Here is a 17091-nt window from a genome sequence, read left to right on the forward strand (position 1 = left end):
CTCCTGTTGATAGGCAATCAGCGCCATAGCCCGCTCGGGCGCCAGCGCGGCGGGCGCGGCGTCACAGCGGATTCCGGCAAGAAATGGGGCGCGTGAAACGGCAAGGCTGTTGCTGGTCCAGGCGCCAACGTCAGCAGGCGTGAGATACGATCTTGCGTTGCCGGATGGGTGCGCAACCAGGAAGGCTCGGGATTGCCCCATCCCGGCCACAGCCAGGCACGCCAGGAGCGGCTGACCCGCTCGATCTTCGCCAGCGCGGACGCCAGCCCTTGCGGGTCGCCGGTCAGTTCCGCCGCGAGGCGGTCGGCGTCGAACTCACGCACGCGAGACAAACCGAGCTGTGCGAGCAGGGCCAGCTGGGGCGAGGCGGCCAGCAGAAGCAGTCCAGGCCAATTGACCGCCACCGCGCCGGCCAGCAGTGCGGGCAAGCTGAACACAATAGCGATCTGTCCGACCATCGCCAGCAGGCTCGTGAGGCGACTGACGGAATCCGCCAGCCCCATGACACGCAGATCCTCATTGGCGATGTGCGCGACCTCGTGCGCGAGCACGCCCGCCAGTTCGCGCGGACTCAGGTTGCGCAGCAGGCCATCGGTGAGGGCGATCGATGCATGCTGCTTCGAGCCGATAGCGAAGGCGTTGACGACGGCACTGGGCACGTAGTGCGGCACCGGCGTGGCGGACAAACCGGCACGGGCGGACAGTTCGCGCAACATGGCCCAAATCTCGGGGGCTTCGTGCGGGTGCAGTGCCCGCGCGCGATACAGGCGCAGGGTCAGCGCCGACGCGGCTGCCGGCTCCAGCAGCAGCGCGCCTGCAACTGCAGACAGCGCGAGCCAAGAGCCGCCTTCGCCGAACAGCAGGCTCCCCGTAGCGGACGCGATCCCGACCAGGGTCAGGGCCAGCAGCCCGGTCTGCAAGCGGTTGAGCCAGCGATGTTGCAACCACGCAGCGCGCAGGTCACTAGGATGATGACGATTCATGCCCAGATGTCTCGGCGACGCGGTCGTCGCGATCGCGCAGCAGCCAGTAAGTGGTACCAAGCGCCAGTGTGGCGCCTGCCAGCGCGGCGATTTTGGCGGGACTCGTGTCGGGGTCAAGGACCACGAACTTGCGTGCCAGCGCGATCAGGCCGATGAGGATCACGGTCTTGACCTGGATGATGCTGTCCCGACGCAGCGCCACGCGCACGATGGAATGCTTGAACTCCATCGCAATCAAAAGCGTCATGATCATGCCGAACACGCTCTGGAACACCTTGTGGTCCAGGGGATTGAAGGCATCGAGGACCAGCAGCGTGAAGACGATAGAGATGAGCTGGAGAAGCGACACCACGATGATGACGGCAATCACCGCCGACAGCACGAGCGCGATGACCCGCTCAAAGCGCTCGTAAAAACTCATGATGGCCCATTGGTCACGCAAGACCTGAAGTGGGTTGAGGCGTGTTGATTTCATGAAGATGGACTCCCTGCGAAATTGCCGCTGTCGGGACGATGGCGCATTGCACTGATGTTTCGTTCGACTATCTCGGCCGGCATGTCCAGCGCCGACATTACCTGTTCCGTCAGCCCAAGGGCTGCGGCAAAGGACTGCTGATAACCCAGCAAGGTGGGTACTCTGAACGCAGCCGTCACCACGGCCGCCACACTGCACCCCACTAGCAATATCAGCGTGACGCTCAGCAGGCTCTGCATCGATCAGCGCCCAACCTGCGCCTTTGCCCAGCGCACGATGTCCTGCGCGCCCATGGCGCCCGCCTGACGCCCGATCTCCCGCCCACCTTGGAACAGGGCCAGCGTCGGAATGCTGCGGATACCGAACTGCGCGGCCAGGTGCGGCTCAGCCTCGGTGTTCACCTTCGCCAGCCTGATCCTGGGTTCGAGCTGGCGCGCCGCTTGCTGAAACTGCGGTGCCATCATCTTGCAAGGCCCGCACCACGGCGCCCAGAAATCGACAAGCAAAGGAAGATCGCTGCGCTCCACGTGGCGCCCGAATGTCGCCGTGGTCAACTCGATGGGCTCGCCCATGAACAAGGGCTGCTGGCAGCGGCCACAGTTAGGTTGATCCGCGAGCTTGGCGGCCGGCACACGGTTGATGGACTGGCAATGCGGGCAGACGATGTGAAGGTGTTCGCTCATGGTGTGGCCCCTTGGGATGTAGAGAGTGAGGTTTCGGACTGGGGGGGCGCCGACTCGCGGGATTCGGACTTCAGCCCCTGGGTCAGCTGACGGATGCCGTTTTCGTCCAGGGTTTCCCGCGCCAGCAGTTCGCGCGCGCAGCGCTCCAGCACCGCGCGGTTGGTATCGAGAATCCGGTAGGCGCGCTCGAACACGCCCATCACGATGTCGCGGATCGCCTGATCGATGCGCGCCTGGGTGGATTCCGCCACCCGGCAACCACCTTGAGCCAGCTCGGGGACGTCGAGAAAACGCGGCCGCTGCGCCTCAAACGCGATGTAGCCGAGCCCCTCGTCCATGCCAAAGCGGGTGATCATGTCGCGCGCGATGTCGGTGGCCCGCGCCAGATCGTCTGCGGCACCGGTCGACAGTTCGCCAAACACCAACTTCTCTGCGGCGCGCCCGCCCAACAGTACGGCGATCTTGTGCTCCAGATCGGCGCGCGTCATCAGGAACCGGTCCTCGGTGGGGCGTTGCAGCGTGTAGCCCAGTGCGCCGATGCCGCGCGGAATGATCGATATCTTGTGTACCGGGTCTGTGCCTGGTAGCGCCAGCGCCACCAAGGCATGGCCCATCTCGTGATAGGCCACCGTCTCGCGCTCCTTCGGGTTGAGGACACGGTTGCGCTTCTCCAAGCCGGCGACGATGCGCTCGATCGCTGCAGTGAAGTCCTGCAGCTCGACCGCACGGGCCTTGCGCCGGGTGGCAGCCAGCGCCGCTTCGTTAACCAGGTTGGCTAGGTCGGCACCAGAAAAGCCGGTCGTCAACGCCGCGACTTGTTCGAGATCGACATCACTGGCCAGGGTAACCTTCTTGACGTGCACCTTCAGGATATCGAGACGGCCTTTCTTATCGGGGCGGTCCACCAGCACCTGGCGGTCGAAGCGACCGGCGCGCAAAAGCGCCTGATCGAGAATTTCAGGCCGGTTGGTGGCGGCGAGAATGATGAGCCCCACTGAACTGTCGAAACCATCCATCTCGGTCAGGAGCTGGTTGAGCGTTTGCTCGCGCTCGTCGTGGCCGCTGATGGGGCCTCCGACGCCGCGCGCACGGCCCAGCGCGTCGAGTTCGTCGATGAAGATGATGGCCGGCGCCTGCGCGCGGGCCTGCTCGAACAGGTCGCGCACGCGCGCCGCCCCCACGCCGACGAACATCTCGACGAACTCCGAGCCGGAGATGGAAAAGAATGGCACCCCGGCTTCGCCCGCGACGGCTTTGGCGAGCAAGGTCTTGCCGGTGCCGGGTGGCCCTACCAGCAGCACACCTTTCGGGATGCGCGCCCCGAGACGACCGTAGTCATGCGGGTTCTTCAGAAAGTCGACGATCTCGACCAGTTCGGCCTTGGCTTCGTCGACGCCCGCGACATCGGCGAAGGTGACGCCCATGTTCTTCTCCATGAACACCTTGGCGCGACTCTTGCCGATGCTCAGGAAACCACCCATGCCCTGCTTCTCGGCGAAGCGGCGGAACAGGAAGAACCAGACGCCGAAGAAGGCCACGGCCGGCAGAATCCAGGAGAGCACATCACGCAGCCAGGTGCTTTCCACCACTCGCGCGTAGGACACATCGTATTTCGACAGCTGCTCGGCCAGGTCGGGTTCGACGCGGGTGGCCACGATGGTGGTCTTGCCCCGGCTGTCCGGCGATTTCAGGCGCCCGGTGACCGTGCGGTCCGACACCAGCACTTCGGCGACGCGCCCCTCGGCCAGCGCCTTCTCGAATTCGCTGTAGGGCACGGGCTCGACGGTCTTGGCCGCCTGCCAGTAGTTCTGCAGCGTCAGCAGCAACAGGCCGGCGACGATCCAGTAGCCAATGTTCCATTGATCTTTCTTTTCCATGGGCAATGTTCCTCGCAAGTCGTGTCGCTAGAGAATGGGGGTGAACAGACGGGCCACCCCGTCGCGCAAGCGGATGGCCAGCGGGCGGGCGCGCAACGCCATCGCCGATATCTCGTCCGCCGCATCACGGGCGGCATCAAAAAGGGATGACAGCCGCGTAGACAACGCGGTGTCGTACACCTCCACATTGAACTCGAAGTTCAGGCGCAAACTGCGCGCATCCCAATTGGCCGAACCCAGGCAGCACCACGCTCCGTCTACCAGCATCAGCTTGCTGTGGTCGAACGGGCCAGGCCGTTCGAAGATGCGCACACCGTGCTCCAGCGCCTGCCAGTAGTGGGCGCGCGCGGCCCATTGCACCGTGGGATGGTCACCGTTCGCAGGCGTCAGCACGTCGACACGCACGCCGCGCAACGCAGCCGTGCTTAGCGCCGCGATCATCGGCTGATCGGGGACGAAGTAAGGTGTCCAGATGCGCACCGAATGCTTCGCCGCGCTCAAAGCGCCCATGAAGGTCCAGCGCATCCGGTCCAGGGCCTCATCGGGACCGGCCTCGATGCCGCGCGCCCAAGAGGTTCCTTGCTCATCAGCCATTGCGGGAGATTCGCGCCAGAAACCCTTGCTGAGCCGCTCGCCCGTGGTATCGCACCAATCATCGGTGAAGCTCCGCATCAGATGCTCTACCACCGGCCCGCGCAGACGAAAGTGTAAATCGTGACAGGCCTGGCCCGGCGCATCGGGCCGCCAATACGGGCTGAAGATGTTCATGCCGCCGGTAAAACCCGTCTTGCCATCGATCACCAGCAGCTTGCGGTGATTGCGCAGATGCGCGCCATGCAGGCGCGCGGGAATCAACGTCGGGTTGAACGTCGCCGCCGGCACGCCGGCGCGCTGCAAGGCGCGGTAGGCGCTGCGGGGCGTCCAGCGGGCATACACGTCGTCGATCAGCACCCGCACTTGCACGCCGCGCGCATGAGCCCGGCTCAGCGCATCGACGAACTGCGCCCCGATGCCTTGGCCGTCGAAGATGTACGAAGCCAGCGCGACGCTGTGCCGCGCCGATTCGATGGCAGCGAGCATGGCCGGGTAGGCCTGCTCGCCATCGATGAGCGGCTCGATGCGGTTGCCGCTGGTCAGCGACTGGCCGGTGGCGCGTCCCACCAGGTGCGCCAGGCCGGCAAGCGGCGGCGATACGGGCTCGGGCACCGTGGGCGAGAGGTCCTGCCGAACAGCAGGATCTGCCCCCGGGAAGAGCCGCCGCGCCCGCCGCTGGTAACGGTTGATGCCGAACAGCCCATACAGCAGCGAACCGCCCAGCGGCAACAGCGCGATCAGCAGCACCCACAGCGTGGCCGATCGAGGGTCACGCTTGTAGATGACCGCGTGCCCCGCTGTGGGGATATCGACCGCGAGCGACACGAGGGTGGCTGCCCATGTCAGCCCGTTGGGGTCGGACACGACAGCCCCCATCGCTCAAGATTCGCCGCCCGCTGACTTCTTCTTGCGCGCAGGCTTGCTCTCGTCGCTCGGCGGCGCCTCGGCCACGTTCGCGGCAACGGGCTTCTCATGCTCGGCCGGCTTCGCGGGCGGCTCCTTGCGCTCGAAGACCACCCGTTCGGCCTTGTCATCCCAACGGGCGCTGGCGTGATCGGCCTTGCCGATGCCACCACCGAGCATCTCGCGTGCCAGCGCGGTTTCCAGCTCGCTGCGGATCAGCCGCTTGAGCTCGCGCGCGCCGAACTCGGGTTTGTAGCCTTCCTCCGCGAAGTGATCGATCAAGGTCTGATCGAAGGTCAGCGTCACGCCCTGGCTGGCGGCGTTGCGGGCCACACGATCGAGTTGCAGGCCGACGATATGGCGGATCTCCTCCCTGCCCAGCGCATGGAAGACGATGATCTCGTCGATGCGGTTGAGGAACTCGGGGCGGAAGTGTCCGCGCAGCACGTCCATCACCTCGGACTTGGTCTTCTCGTATTCCTCGCCGGCGGCGCCACGGGCCTTCAGCCGACGCTGGATGATGTCCGAGCCCAAGTTCGAGGTGGCGATGATGATGGTATTGGTGAAATCCACCACCCGGCCCTTGCCGTCGGTGAGCCGCCCGTCGTCGAACACCTGCAGCAGGATGTTGTAGACGTCGGGGTGAGCCTTCTCGATCTCGTCCAGCAGCAACACGCTGTAGGGTTTGCGCCGCACCTTCTCGGTGAGCTGGCCACCCTCGTCGTAGCCGACGTAACCCGGAGGCGCCCCCACCAGGCGTGCCACGGTATGGCGTTCCCCGTACTCGGACATGTCGATGCGCAGCAGCGCACCTTCATCGCCATAGATGGACTCGGCCAGCGCCTTGGCGAGCTCGGTCTTGCCCACGCCGGTCGGCCCGAGGAACAGAAAAGTCGCCACCGGCTTGCTGCCTTCGCGCAGGCCCGCGCGCGACAACCGCACGGCATCGGCCACCGCGCGCACCGCTTCGTCCTGGCCCACGAGGCGCTCGTGCAGCCGCTGCTCCAGATGCAGCAGCTTCTCGCGTTCTTCCACCGTCAGCTCGTTGACCGGAATGCCGGTCAGGCGCGAGACGATCTGCGCGACATGCTCGGCTTTGACTTCGGCACTGCCCGAGGCGCGCTCGCGTTCCCATTCCTCGACAAGCTTCTTGAGTTCGGCCTCTTTGGCCTCGATGTGCTTGCCCAGCTCGGCGGCCTTGTCGTATTGCTTGCGCGAGGCCACATAGTCCTGCTCACGCCGCAGCTGGTGCAGTTCGGACTCCAGCTCCTGCACCGCCACCGGGCGGGCCGTGGCCGACAGCTTCACGCGTGCGGCAGCCTGGTCGAGCAGGTCGATGGCCTTGTCCGGCAAAAAGCGCGCGGTGATGTAGCGGTCCGACAACTCGGCGGCGGCGATGATCGCATCCTCGGTGATGCTGACCTTGTGGTGCGCCTCGAAGGTGTCGCGCAGGCCGCGCAGGATCATCATGGTCTGCGCCACGGTCGGCTCGGGCACCATCACCGGCTGGAAGCGACGCTCCAGCGCGGCGTCCTTCTCGATGTACTTCTGATACTCGTTGAGCGTGGTGGCGCCGATCAGGTTCAGTTCGCCGCGCGCCATCATCGGCTTGAACACGTTGGCCACGTCCAGCCCGCCTTCGCCGCCACCCTGGCCGGCACCGACGATGGTGTGCACCTCGTCGATGAAGAGAATCAGCTCCCCCTGGTGCTCGGTCACTTCCTTGAGCACCTTCTGCACGCGCTCCTCGAACTCGCCGCGGTACTTGGCGCCGGCCACCATGGCATTGATGTTGAGTTCCACCAGGCGCTTGTCGCGCAGCGTCTCGGGCACTTCGCCGGCGACCATGCGCTGCGCCAGCCCTTCGACGATGGCGGTCTTGCCGACGCCGGGCTCGCCGATCAGCACCGGGTTGTTCTTCTTGCGCCGGGCCAGCACTTCGATGGTCGTCTCGATCTCCTGCGCGCGGCCGATGACCGGATCGAGCTTGCCCTCGCGCGCCATCTTGGTGAGGTCGCGCGAATACTTGTCGAGTTCCGGCGTGTTGGTCGGCGTCTCGGCGCGGCCATCCTCGGCCCCTTTGCCGACCACCTTGCCTACCTGCTGGCGCAGCGCTTGCGGCGTGAGGCCGTAACGGCGCAGCAGGTTGGCCGCCAAACCTTCGCCTTCCTCGGCGAGCCCGATCAGGAAATGCTCCGGCCCGACATAAGAGTGGCCGAGCTCGTTGGAGGCCACGAAAGCACGGCTGAGCGCGTCCTTGACCCGGGGCGACACGCCGATCTCGCCCTCGAACGGCTTATCGCCGCGCTTGGCTTCGGATTCGATCTGGCGCTTGAGGTCATCGACCTTGATCTTGAACTGCCCCAGGATGGTCTTGACCACGTCGCTGTCGGATAGCGCCAGCAGCAGGTGTTCGGTATCGACTTCGGCGCGCCCGAACTCTGCAGCGTGTCGGGCGGCCTCCTGCAATAGGGCCTCGGACTGTTCGCTGATACGGCTGGCGAGCCCACTGCCGCGACGGCGCGCGGTGCCCGTACCGGCCGGGGCGGGTTCGCCGAACGAGGCATCGACGACCTCGTCGGTATCGGCCGCCATGGGCGGTGCGTCGTCACCGATGCGGAAGAAGTCGCTGCCAAGGAAGTCTTCGAACAGCCCGCTGCGCGAGCCGAACAAGGCTTCCAGCGGTGAGACGGTGCGCTTTTGCTGGCGCACCAGTTGGCGATAGTGATCGTCACACAACAGCATGGTGCTGTGGCGACCATTGAGATTGGCTTCCACCCGCACCGTGGCGGGCTGGCCGCAGACTTGGCATTGTTTTCTGGCCATGCTGATGCTCCTGTAAAGATTGATCTGACGAGGCACCGCCGATCACGGTGCCTCATCTCTTTGTGGTTTTTGAGAAAAACGCGCTGCCCCGCGTCAGCCGTTGATCGGGATCGAGCGCCCCTGCTTGGGCGTACTGGCCTCGCGCTTGTCCATCGTGATCGTGAGCACGCCGTTCTTGAATGCGGCCTTGATCGATTCCTGGTTGGCGTTGTCAGGCAGGTTCAGGACACGCTGGAAACTGCCGTAGGAGCGTTCGACGCGATGGAAGCCACCCTCCTTCTTTTCCTGCTCCTGGCGCTTCTCGCCCCGTACCATCAGCACGTCGTTGTCGAGCGTGATCTGGATGTCTTTTTCCTCGACGCCGGGAACCTCCAAAGAAATCTTGTACTGCTTGTCGGTTTCCTGGATGTCAAGTGCCGGCTTCAGCAGGCCCGGCCAGTCCGACGGCCATCGCGGCATGGCCAGCGCAGGAAAGCCGAAGCCTCGAAATGCATCGTCAAAGAGGCGGTCGATCTCGCGATGCAATTGCAGGATGGGACTGACGGGCCCACCCGCCACCGGCAGGTCATTGCGCTGCACCGGCAGCGAGGCAGTGCTCTGTTGTTCTTCCTGCTCCTTCTTGAACCAGTTCCAGGGAGCCAATTTCTTGAAATCAATGTCCATGTCACACCTCCAGAAGAAAAATTGAAGACTCTCGCTCACTCCGTTTGCCTGCGGCGACGGACAGCGCGCCCAGACGACACGGAGTGTTCCGCTGACTTTGGCTGCTCATCTGTGCGTATCACCTCCTTCTTTCTGCCTGCTTGGATCTGATCATTGATCCATCGATCGATTTCACTTTGACGAAACCGCCACGTCCCGCCGACCTTGAAGGCCGGAATCTCCCCGTGCGAGGCGAGCCGGTAAAGCGTCCGCTTGCCGACTTTCAAGTAGGCAGTCAACTCGTCGAGTGTGAAGATCGCCTGCTGGCGCGCTGTCATACCACCCCCACAAGTTCCGTCGTCACGCGGCCTCGCCTGAGGAAATTCTTGCAAGACTTTGCAAGATATTGCGCCTAACATGCCGAAAGTCAAGAGTCACAATCCAGCGACCTGCTGGCCGATTGATGTGACTCAATCGTAAGCAGCCAGGAAACAAATGTTGGCTGCCACCGCGATGGTGCTCCCCAAGTCATCAATCTGCAGCCATGTGAAAGGGGAATGCCCAGGCACAGCATGCGCAGGCTCTCGAAATCCAGACGCAAGCCGCACTCGACGACATGTTGCTGCAATCTCTTGAGGGCTGGCGCGCCGAAGTCCTGGGCGACCACCAGCTCACGGTGGAATCCTGCGACAACCGCGAACAGGACGTGCGCAATGGCTTGCAGGCGCGCATCGATGCCGAAGACAAGCGTCTCTCACGCCTGACCGAACGCATCATCAACGCCATGCGCGGTTTTAAGGAGGCCTTCAAGGCAGAGACCGCCGAGATCGACATCAGCCTGGCCGCGCTGCCCGAGTTCGAGCGCTTGATGAAGGATTTGCAGCACGACGACCTGCCGCGCTTCGAAGCGCGTTTCAAGGAACTGCTCAACGTCAATACCATCAACGAGATCGCCAATTTCAACGCCCAGCTCGCGCGCGAGCGTGAAACGATCAAGGAGCGGGTCGATGTCATCAACCAATCCTTGCAGGTGATCGACTACAACCCCGGACGCTACATCCGGTTGCTGGCGCAACCCAGCCCCGATGCGGAGATCCGCGACTTCCTGCAGGATCTGCGTGCCTGCACCGAAGGAGCGCTGAGCGGCTCGGAAGACGAACAGTATTCCGAGACCAAATTTCTGCAGGTCAAAGCCATCATCGACCGCTTCCGGGGGCGCGAGGGACTGGCCGAGATCGACCGGCGCTGGATGCAGAAGGTGACCGACGTGCGCAACGGCTTCCTGTTTTCCGCCAGCGAGCGCTGGCGCGAGGACGATGCCGAGCACGAACACTACTCCGACTCCGGCGGCAAATCCGGCGGGCAGAAGGAGAAGCTGGCCTATACCGTGCTGGCCGCCAGCCTGGCCTACCAGTTCGGCCTGGAATGGGGGGCGGTGCGCTCGCGCTCGTTCCGTTTTGTCGTGATCGACGAAGCCTTCGGGCACGGCTCGGATGAATCGGCCCAGTATGGGCTGGAACTGTTCCGCCAGCTCAACCTGCAACTGCTGATCATTACGCCGCTGCAAAAGATCCACATCATCGAGCCCTACGTGTCCAGCGTCGGCTTCGTGCACAACGAAGGCGGCCGCGAGTCGCGGCTGCGCAACCTGAGCATTGAAGAGTATCGTGCGCAGAAGGCTGCTGCCACGGGAGCCGCCCCATGACCTGGAGCCAGCCCACCGATCTGCGCACGCAGGTCGAACGGCTGTGGCAGCGCGGCGAACTGCTGCGTACCGTGGTCGGCGGTGACACACTGAATTGGCCATTGCGGCTGTCGCTGAAGTCGCCGTCCGCCGCCGATCTCAGCAACCGTTTCGATGCCGTGCGCGGCTGGGTGCGGGAGATCAGCGCCATGCCGCGCGTGCGCATCGAATGGCGCGAGTGGATGCACCGGGTGCAGGGCCGGCAGCGCCTGCCGGACACGCTGTGGATCGATACGTTGGACGATGCACTGGCGATGATCGGCAAGACCGGCGATGCCCGCCGGTTCCAGGCGCTCTGGCAGCAAACTGCCGAAGCGCAACCCACACTGCTGGCATGGCTGCAAAGATCGCCGTTGCAGACTTTGGCGCTGGCCGAACACTGGCCACGCCTGCTGGCCGTGGTGGCCTGGGTGCAAGCCCATCCGCGCCCAGGCGTCTATCTTCGGCAGGTTGACGCGCCGGGCGTGGACAGCAAATTCATCGAAGCCCATCGCGGTACGCTGGCTCAGTGGCTGGATCTGGCTTTGCCGACGGAAGCCATCGACCACGCTGCTACCGGGATGGCCGGGTTTGCCCGTCGCTACGGTTTTCTGGAGAAGCCCGTTCGCATCCGCCTGCGCTTGCTCGATCCGCAACTGCCCCAGCTTCCCGGCTGCACCGGACTGACCGACATCACCCTGGATGAGGATAGCTTCGCCACGCTCACCTTGCCTGCGCAGCGTGTGTTCATCACCGAAAACGAGGTGAACTTCCTAGCGTTCCCACCGGTCTCCAGTGCCATCGTCGTGTTCGGTGCCGGCTATGGCTGGGGAGCGCTCGCCCGAGCCAACTGGCTGCATCGCGCCTCTCTGCACTACTGGGGAGACATCGATACCCATGGCTTTGCCATTCTGGACAGCCTGCGCAAGTATTTCCCGCTAGCCGCTTCGTTCCTCATGGACCGCTCCACCCTGATGGCCCACGCACTTCAATGGGGTGACGAGCCCCTCGACAAACGCCATACGTTGCCCTTGTCCCGACTGGTCGATGAGGAGGCCGCTCTCTACGACGACTTGCGTCATGACCGAATCCGGCCACAGCTGCGGCTGGAACAGGAACGCATCAGCTATCGCTGGCTATGCGCGGCGTTGGCGACAACAGTCCAGGACGATTCTCGGCCGTAGCGGTATGTCCTGCCGATGTCGTCAGGGCGTGGTCGATTCGACGAACGCCGGCTCGAAATCCAGCAGGTCGGTACCGCGCATGCCCAATCCCCGGGCCACTGCACGCCAGCCCGCCACGGCCTGGGCCACTTCGTTCCAGATCGCCTGCGCTTGCGCAGCATCCAGCCTGAAATACGACGCGGCGGCCATCAGCATGTCACGGCTGTCGATGACGCCGGTGTCCTCGGTCAGCCAGGTCTTGCTCTCGCGACGGTCGCCCGGCATCGGGTTCAGGTCGAAGGCCGGCGACAGGCGCCAGCCGCGCCGGCGCGCGTCGTAGAGGAAGCCGGTGTTGCGCAGGTGGTCGTCGGTATTGCAGATCAGGAAATTGAGGACCAGCCGCCGCCACAGCTCATGGATGTCGGCGATCGGATCGGCGCCCGACTGAAGCAGCACATCCACCAGTTCGGTGTAGGCATGCGTCGCATCGCGGCCATCGGACTGGAGCATCGTCGCGGCCGACACGTAGGGGATGCGAGCGCCGTCGTCGGTGCGGTCGAAACGCCGGATGACGGCGACCGCCGTGCCGCCGATCATTTCCACGCGGGCCGGCGCCGCGCGGATGCCGGCCCTGGCCGCCAGTTGCATGGCCAGCACTTCGCCCCGGATCACGTCGCGCCGGTCCGCCTGGCTGGGAAACTTGCCGACCGCCAGGCGTCCGTCAGCGTCCCGCACCGTGGACTTCGGCCGGGCACCACCCAGCGACGTGCCTTGCCCCAGCAGGTAGCGCAGGTCCTGCGCACTTTCCGTTCCGTCTTCCAGGGCGCGGGCCGCGTGGAGCACCTTCTCCAGTTCCACCAGTGGCGGTACGTGCCGGTTCGCTCCTCCGGCGCGCAGGTAGGCGCCAGAGTGCGGATCGAACAGGCGCAGCGCGCCGATGCGCGCCTCGTCGTCCACCCACATCACGAAGTCCACCGGGTCCAATGCAGGCGTGTCGCGGTCCTCCTGCCGCAGCTTCGCATGGGCGCGCCGGATCACGCGCTCGCCCCAGGCGTCGGGCGCGGTGTCCTCCAGCGCGAGGAAGAACACCTGCCGGGGATGTTGCACGCCGGCCACCGGCTGGAGGTCGGGCGACAGCGTGAAGAACCGGGCATCCCGCAGCCAGCCTTCGTCATAGCTGAACGCGCTGCGCCGGCCGCTGCCAAGATGCAGGCGCCCCACGACCAAGCCGCTCGCCCCCAGGTGGACTTCGAGGTCCGGACGTCGTGCGGGCCGAGGCGTTGCCATCAGAAGCCCTCCAGGTCATCGGCAGGCGCGGGCGCATCGCCCTTGTCGACGACGGGCGCTGCCTGCCGCTTCCTGCCGGCAGAGGTGCGTACCCGCTGCGGCAACTGCGCCCGCACCAGTTCCATGCCGAGCGCATCGTTCTCCAGGGTCATCGCCTGGGCCAGGTCATCGAGCCGGCCCAGCACGTGCAGCGCGCGCAGGAAGGTGTGCAGCGCGGTGCCGGGATAGCCATCTTCCATGCGCCGGACGGTGCTCAGGGACGTGCCGATGCGCTGAGCAAGGTCTTCCTGGCTGAGGCGGCGCATGCGCCGCGCCGCCGAGATGTCCTGCCCCAGGCGGCGCAGCGCGCGCGCGACAGGCTGCGGCATCGCCACCTGCGCACCGGAGCGCTTTTGCTCGGAAGAAGACATCTTTTAGGGCCTCAAATATGAAGTTATTTTCGAAATAAGCATTCATATTTGAATGCAAAAATGGGGGTCAGTCAACCCAGTCCATGTCTGCCCTTGCAGTTCTGGTGACCGCGCTGCGCCATTGCCAGCCGTCCTGTTCGTGAGAGGTATCACCGGGCTGCCAACTCCCGATGAAATCCGGCAGGTGATCTCACCTCGTCACCGCTCGCACTGCGTCTGCTGATAGACCGTCGCTGTCTTGCACGCCGGTATCGCCCTGGCTCGAACGCGAGAAGACCGAATCCGTCTTTCGCCGCGATGGCGTCTGTAGCAAAACCTCGTTATCGAGCCATCCTGCCATGTGCAGTCAACCGCTTGAAGCATACCGCCACGCAGAGGCTCGGTGCTGGTGGACAAGCGCCATATCGACAGGCGGCTGCTCTGGTGAACATCCGTCATTCCGGCCTTTCCCACAAGCCAAGCCGCCACCGTCTCGCGCCGTGAAGGCGCGTCCCGGCAGCGATTCCAATCAACGAGAGGAAACAGATGTCCTGAATCCTGTTACCAGGGAGCAGCCATGCGAAAGCCTTCATCCGGCCCCCAAGCCAAGGTCTTCTACCGTCCGATCGAGGCAGCCATCCAGTGGGCGGGGCTGTCGCGTTTCGAACGCCGCATCCTCGATGTCGCCAAGGGGATGAACCGCTTGCCCGAGCACCCCGAACTGGCGCGCTGGCCACAGCTTCGCCTGAACGCGGAACGGATCTACGACGCACTGGTGCATCTCGACCTTCCCTACGGCAAGGATGGCCTCACGAGCAACGATCCCGCCTTGCTCGATGACCCTGGCCTCACGATCCGCCACGTCGATCTGAAGGCATGGATGATCCGTTTCTATCCCGACCAGCGACCGGCCTTCCTGTTCGATGCCTTCGAGCGTCACCTGCACCCGGCCGTCAGTGTCGATGCGGTGCAGGCACTGGTCATGGATCGCGAGGCGTTGAAGCTCCAGTTTGCCGACAGGGTGCAAGCCTGGGATGCGCTCTATGCCCAGTTCCAGGCGCTCAGCCAGGAGCACCAGGCGCGCACGGAGCGCGAGAAGCGTTCCGGGGTGCCGGGCGCCCGCAGTGAGTCCACCTACCTGAACATCGTTGGCGGTCTTCTGACCCTGCTGCTGGGCAAGTCGCCCAATGGCGTTCCCTATTCGTCCTTCGAGACGCTGGAATCGGTCATCAGTGCGCTGGTTGCCCATTACGGCGACAAGTCCGGGATCAGCGAGCGAACGCTGTGGGCGAAGTTTTCGGCAGCCAGGCGTCATCTCGCCACCCAGGACCGCTGACTGCAAGTGCAGACGCCGAGCCTGCACTTGCGGTGACTGCGCGGGAACCGCGCTATTGAATACGGGGCACGTCCATCACCGCCGCTACACAGCGCCAAGGAGTGCCCCTCGTGACTGCCCAGACCATCGCCACCGCGACGCCGAACGAACACCGCATCCTGCGCCGCGCGGAAGTCGAGGCCAAGACCGGCTTCAAGCGCGCCCACATTTACAACCTGATCAAGGAGGGCAAGTTTCCCAAGCCCCTGCGCCTCGGGGTACGCGCCATCGGCTGGGATTCGGTGGAGATCGATCAGTGGATCACCGATCGACTCAGGGAACGGGCGTGAGCCCGCGCTCCGTCGGAATCCCTTCCACGAGGAGTCGCGCCATGCAGGTGGTATCCATCATTTCGACCAAGGGTGGCGTCGGCAAGACGACCACCGCGGCGAACCTGGGCGGCTTCATCGCCGATGCAGGGCTGCGCGTGCTGCTGCTGGACCTGGACGTACAGCCCACCTTGTCGAGCTACTTCACGCTCGGCACGCATGCGCCTGCCGGTATCTACGAGATGCTGGCCTTCAACGAGCAGCGTATCGAGCAATTGGCTTCGCAGACCGCTGTGGCAGGTCTCGACCTGGTGGTGTCGAACGACCACCGCGGCGAACTGAACACACTGCTGCTGCATGCACCCGACGGGCGCCTGCGCCTGCGTCACCTGCTTCCCTCGCTGGCGTCGCACTACGACCTGCTGCTGATCGATACCCAGGGAGCGCGCAGTGTGCTGCTGGAGATGGCGGTACTGGCCTCCAGCCTGGCGCTGTCGCCGGTGACACCGGAAATCCTGGCGGCGCGTGAGCTGAGGCGCGGCACGCTGCAACTGATCGAGGACATCGCTCCGTATCGGCACCTCGGCATCGAGCCACCGCCGCTGCCAGACCGCTTCCAGCGTTTGAAGCACGAGCAGCAGTCCGGCGCGCTGGTGGCCTTGCGGCAGGTGGACGAAGCCCAGCGGCAGGCGGTGCTGGACGAATGGGAGGCGCGCTGCTGCAACAGCTCGGTGCGCAACCCGGCTGGCTACCTGTTCGGCATCATCCAGAAGGCGATCCGTGGGGAGTTCAAGGCCTGGGCGGGCGACAGCGCCACGGTGCCGCCTGCTTCCCGTCCACCCGCGCCGGCACCGGCGCCATCGGCACCGCCGGTATCCCCCGAAGTGGCGCGCGCCCACCTGGCGCGGCTGCGGGCGGCCCTGCGCGACCCGTGACCGGCCGAGCTATCCCCAGGGGATAGCTGGGACAGGGAGCCTTCTGGCGGGCAGTCGGCCCGGCCCTGGCTCTTGCGCGAGTCTCAATTGAGATACAAAATACAGCCTGATGCACAAACAGGAGAGCCGAGATGGCCGCACAGACTTCGATGCTGCACATCCGTGTGGACGATAAGCTCAAGGCCGATGCCGCCGAGAAGCTCGCCGGGGTCGGCCTCACCGTTTCGGACGCCGTGCGCATCCTGCTGACCCGTGTGGTCAAGGAAGGCGCGCTGCCGGCTGGCCTCACGGCCGACCCGGAGGCCTACGATGCCTGGTTCCGGGCGAAGGTTCAGGAGGCGCTGGCCGACACACGGCCGCCGGTGCCGCACCAGCAGGTCATGGACGAGGCGCAGGCCCTGATCGACAGGAAGCGGCGTGCGCGTACTTGAGTGGCGGCAAGCTGCCCGCGCCGACCTGCTGGCGATTGTTGACTACATCTCGGACGACAACCCCGATGCCGCGCAGCGGTTGAAGGACGACATCGAGGCCAAGGCCGCGAAGCTGCCGGAGCGCCCGAAGCTCTACCGGCCTGGCCGCGTGGCCGGCACGCGGGAGATGGTCGTGCGTGCGAACTACGTCGTGGTCTACATGGAGGACACCCGCGCGGTGTCCATCCTGCGCGTGTTGCACGCCGCGCAGCAGTGGCCGCCGGCACGGGAGTGAAGGCGGTTTTCCTCACTGGCTGTTACGCTCGAAGAGCCGGACGCCAAGATCATCCTCCAATTGGCGGATGGATCGCGACAGAGGCGACTGTTCGATGTGAAGTCGCTCCGCAGCACGGGTAAAGCTGAGTTCCTCCGCCACGGCGATGAAATACCGGATATGGCGCATCAGCATCGTTACGCTCCGGAAACTCGCCCCGCGTCCTGCTGGCCCATGCCGGCAGACAGGTTCGCCACGTCCGGGGACATGAAGGACTCTCCGC

General features: G+C 64.8%; 17 protein-coding genes and 2 pseudogenes. 7 read left to right on the forward strand and 12 right to left on the reverse strand.

Annotated features, from left to right (window positions below; translation table 11 throughout):
* Positions 1 to 17 precede the first annotated feature (17 nt).
* The 9 genes from ABD104_RS06545 to ABD104_RS06585 all read right to left on the reverse strand — a co-directional run bounded on the left by ABD104_RS06545 (position 18) and on the right by ABD104_RS06585 (position 9321).
* Positions 18 to 983, reverse strand: coding sequence for a zinc metalloprotease HtpX (locus ABD104_RS06545; RefSeq protein ID WP_132979867.1), 966 nt, complete (start codon positions 981 to 983; stop codon positions 18 to 20).
* Positions 964 to 1458 (reverse strand): phosphate-starvation-inducible PsiE family protein, encoded by a 495-nt coding sequence (locus tag ABD104_RS06550; protein ID WP_132979866.1) that lies wholly within the window; start codon positions 1456 to 1458, stop codon positions 964 to 966. The genes ABD104_RS06545 and ABD104_RS06550 overlap by 20 nt, the downstream gene beginning before the upstream one ends.
* Positions 1455 to 1697, reverse strand: a complete 243-nt coding sequence (locus tag ABD104_RS06555; RefSeq protein ID WP_207958649.1) for a hypothetical protein — start codon at positions 1695 to 1697, stop codon at positions 1455 to 1457. The genes ABD104_RS06550 and ABD104_RS06555 overlap by 4 nt, the downstream gene beginning before the upstream one ends.
* Positions 1698 to 1700: 3 nt before the next feature.
* Positions 1701 to 2141, reverse strand: a complete 441-nt coding sequence (gene trx-GI / locus ABD104_RS06560) for a heat resistance system thioredoxin Trx-GI (protein WP_132979865.1) — start codon at positions 2139 to 2141, stop codon at positions 1701 to 1703.
* On the reverse strand, positions 2138 to 4018 hold the full coding sequence (ftsH, locus tag ABD104_RS06565; RefSeq protein ID WP_343927288.1) for an ATP-dependent zinc metalloprotease FtsH: 1881 nt from the start codon (positions 4016 to 4018) through the stop codon (positions 2138 to 2140). Before ftsH ends, trx-GI begins: the two co-directional genes overlap by 4 nt.
* A gap of 27 nt (positions 4019 to 4045) precedes the next feature.
* Positions 4046 to 5476 carry a cardiolipin synthase gene (cls, locus tag ABD104_RS06570; protein WP_343927289.1) on the reverse strand — a complete coding sequence of 477 codons (1431 nt, stop codon included), beginning with the start codon at positions 5474 to 5476 and terminating at the stop codon, positions 4046 to 4048.
* Positions 5477 to 5491: 15 nt separating this feature from the next.
* The gene (gene clpK, locus ABD104_RS06575; protein WP_132979862.1) at positions 5492 to 8341 is read right to left on the reverse strand and encodes a heat shock survival AAA family ATPase ClpK; all 2850 of its coding nucleotides are present in this window, start codon (positions 8339 to 8341) and stop codon (positions 5492 to 5494) included.
* Positions 8342 to 8434: 93 nt separating this feature from the next.
* Positions 8435 to 9004: an Hsp20/alpha crystallin family protein gene (locus tag ABD104_RS06580; protein WP_343927303.1), complete on the reverse strand. Its 570-nt coding sequence runs from the start codon at positions 9002 to 9004 to the stop codon at positions 8435 to 8437.
* Positions 9005 to 9039: 35 nt separating this feature from the next.
* Positions 9040 to 9321 carry a helix-turn-helix domain-containing protein gene (locus tag ABD104_RS06585; RefSeq protein ID WP_132979860.1) on the reverse strand — a complete coding sequence of 94 codons (282 nt, stop codon included), beginning with the start codon at positions 9319 to 9321 and terminating at the stop codon, positions 9040 to 9042.
* Positions 9322 to 9542: 221 nt separating this feature from the next.
* Between ABD104_RS06585 and ABD104_RS06590 the strand changes: the two are divergent.
* Positions 9543 to 10688 (forward strand): annotated as a pseudogene (locus tag ABD104_RS06590) (SbcC/MukB-like Walker B domain-containing protein); the annotation flags it as partial.
* Positions 10685 to 11890, forward strand: coding sequence for a DUF3322 domain-containing protein (locus ABD104_RS06595; protein WP_043223293.1), 1206 nt, complete (start codon positions 10685 to 10687; stop codon positions 11888 to 11890). The pseudogene ABD104_RS06590 and the gene ABD104_RS06595, both read left to right, overlap by 4 nt.
* A 21-nt stretch (positions 11891 to 11911) precedes the next feature.
* Here the strand turns inward: ABD104_RS06595 and ABD104_RS06600 are convergent, their stop codons facing one another.
* Together ABD104_RS06600 and ABD104_RS06605 are read right to left on the reverse strand one after the other, a co-directional pair.
* Complete coding sequence (locus ABD104_RS06600) at positions 11912 to 13156, reverse strand: type II toxin-antitoxin system HipA family toxin (RefSeq protein WP_087837839.1); 1245 nt, start codon at positions 13154 to 13156, stop codon at positions 11912 to 11914.
* Positions 13156 to 13566, reverse strand: a complete 411-nt coding sequence (locus tag ABD104_RS06605) for a helix-turn-helix domain-containing protein (protein ID WP_027350494.1) — start codon at positions 13564 to 13566, stop codon at positions 13156 to 13158. The genes ABD104_RS06600 and ABD104_RS06605 overlap by 1 nt, the downstream gene beginning before the upstream one ends.
* 556 nt (positions 13567 to 14122) lie before the next feature.
* Here ABD104_RS06605 and ABD104_RS06610 point away from each other — a divergent pair.
* The 5 genes from ABD104_RS06610 (at position 14123) to ABD104_RS06630 (ending at position 16829) form a co-directional block, all read left to right on the forward strand.
* On the forward strand, positions 14123 to 14881 hold the full coding sequence (locus ABD104_RS06610; protein WP_343927290.1) for a hypothetical protein: 759 nt from the start codon (positions 14123 to 14125) through the stop codon (positions 14879 to 14881).
* Positions 14882 to 14991: 110 nt separating this feature from the next.
* Positions 14992 to 15210, forward strand: coding sequence for an AlpA family transcriptional regulator (locus tag ABD104_RS06615; RefSeq protein ID WP_009461157.1), 219 nt, complete (start codon positions 14992 to 14994; stop codon positions 15208 to 15210).
* Positions 15211 to 15251: 41 nt separating this feature from the next.
* Positions 15252 to 16124 carry an AAA family ATPase gene (locus tag ABD104_RS06620; RefSeq protein ID WP_343927291.1) on the forward strand — a complete coding sequence of 291 codons (873 nt, stop codon included), beginning with the start codon at positions 15252 to 15254 and terminating at the stop codon, positions 16122 to 16124.
* A gap of 131 nt (positions 16125 to 16255) precedes the next feature.
* On the forward strand, positions 16256 to 16555 hold the full coding sequence (relB, locus tag ABD104_RS06625) for a type II toxin-antitoxin system RelB family antitoxin (RefSeq protein ID WP_009618210.1): 300 nt from the start codon (positions 16256 to 16258) through the stop codon (positions 16553 to 16555).
* Complete coding sequence (locus ABD104_RS06630; RefSeq protein WP_020651212.1) at positions 16542 to 16829, forward strand: type II toxin-antitoxin system RelE/ParE family toxin; 288 nt, start codon at positions 16542 to 16544, stop codon at positions 16827 to 16829. Before relB ends, ABD104_RS06630 begins: the two co-directional genes overlap by 14 nt.
* A 15-nt stretch (positions 16830 to 16844) precedes the next feature.
* Here the strand turns inward: ABD104_RS06630 and ABD104_RS06635 are convergent.
* Positions 16845 to 17003, reverse strand: a pseudogene (locus tag ABD104_RS06635) (LysR family transcriptional regulator); the annotation flags it as partial.
* Between the last annotated feature and the right edge of the window lie 88 nt (positions 17004 to 17091).

The sequence above is a fragment of the Pigmentiphaga daeguensis genome (assembly GCF_039523035.1).
Taxonomy (GTDB): domain Bacteria; phylum Pseudomonadota; class Gammaproteobacteria; order Burkholderiales; family Burkholderiaceae_B; genus Pigmentiphaga; species Pigmentiphaga daeguensis.

What these genes read in the sequence shown, in the direction of transcription:
- ABD104_RS06580 (WP_343927303.1), bottom strand. Translation starts at nt 9,004, where the DNA reads ATGGACATTGATTTCAAGAAATTGGCTCCCTGGAACTGGTTCAAGAAG.
- ABD104_RS06545 (WP_132979867.1), bottom strand. Translation starts at nt 983, where the DNA reads ATGAATCGTCATCATCCTAGTGACCTGCGCGCTGCGTGGTTGCAACAT.
- ABD104_RS06555 (WP_207958649.1), bottom strand. Translation starts at nt 1,697, where the DNA reads ATGCAGAGCCTGCTGAGCGTCACGCTGATATTGCTAGTGGGGTGCAGT.
- ABD104_RS06585 (WP_132979860.1), bottom strand. Translation starts at nt 9,321, where the DNA reads ATGACAGCGCGCCAGCAGGCGATCTTCACACTCGACGAGTTGACTGCC.
- ABD104_RS06610 (WP_343927290.1), top strand. Translation starts at nt 14,123, where the DNA reads ATGCGAAAGCCTTCATCCGGCCCCCAAGCCAAGGTCTTCTACCGTCCG.
- ABD104_RS06605 (WP_027350494.1), bottom strand. Translation starts at nt 13,566, where the DNA reads ATGTCTTCTTCCGAGCAAAAGCGCTCCGGTGCGCAGGTGGCGATGCCG.
- trx-GI (WP_132979865.1), bottom strand. Translation starts at nt 2,141, where the DNA reads ATGAGCGAACACCTTCACATCGTCTGCCCGCATTGCCAGTCCATCAAC.
- ftsH (WP_343927288.1), bottom strand. Translation starts at nt 4,018, where the DNA reads ATGGAAAAGAAAGATCAATGGAACATTGGCTACTGGATCGTCGCCGGC.
- ABD104_RS06550 (WP_132979866.1), bottom strand. Translation starts at nt 1,458, where the DNA reads ATGAAATCAACACGCCTCAACCCACTTCAGGTCTTGCGTGACCAATGG.
- clpK (WP_132979862.1), bottom strand. Translation starts at nt 8,341, where the DNA reads ATGGCCAGAAAACAATGCCAAGTCTGCGGCCAGCCCGCCACGGTGCGG.
- ABD104_RS06620 (WP_343927291.1), top strand. Translation starts at nt 15,252, where the DNA reads ATGCAGGTGGTATCCATCATTTCGACCAAGGGTGGCGTCGGCAAGACG.
- relB (WP_009618210.1), top strand. Translation starts at nt 16,256, where the DNA reads ATGGCCGCACAGACTTCGATGCTGCACATCCGTGTGGACGATAAGCTC.
- ABD104_RS06600 (WP_087837839.1), bottom strand. Translation starts at nt 13,156, where the DNA reads ATGGCAACGCCTCGGCCCGCACGACGTCCGGACCTCGAAGTCCACCTG.
- ABD104_RS06595 (WP_043223293.1), top strand. Translation starts at nt 10,685, where the DNA reads ATGACCTGGAGCCAGCCCACCGATCTGCGCACGCAGGTCGAACGGCTG.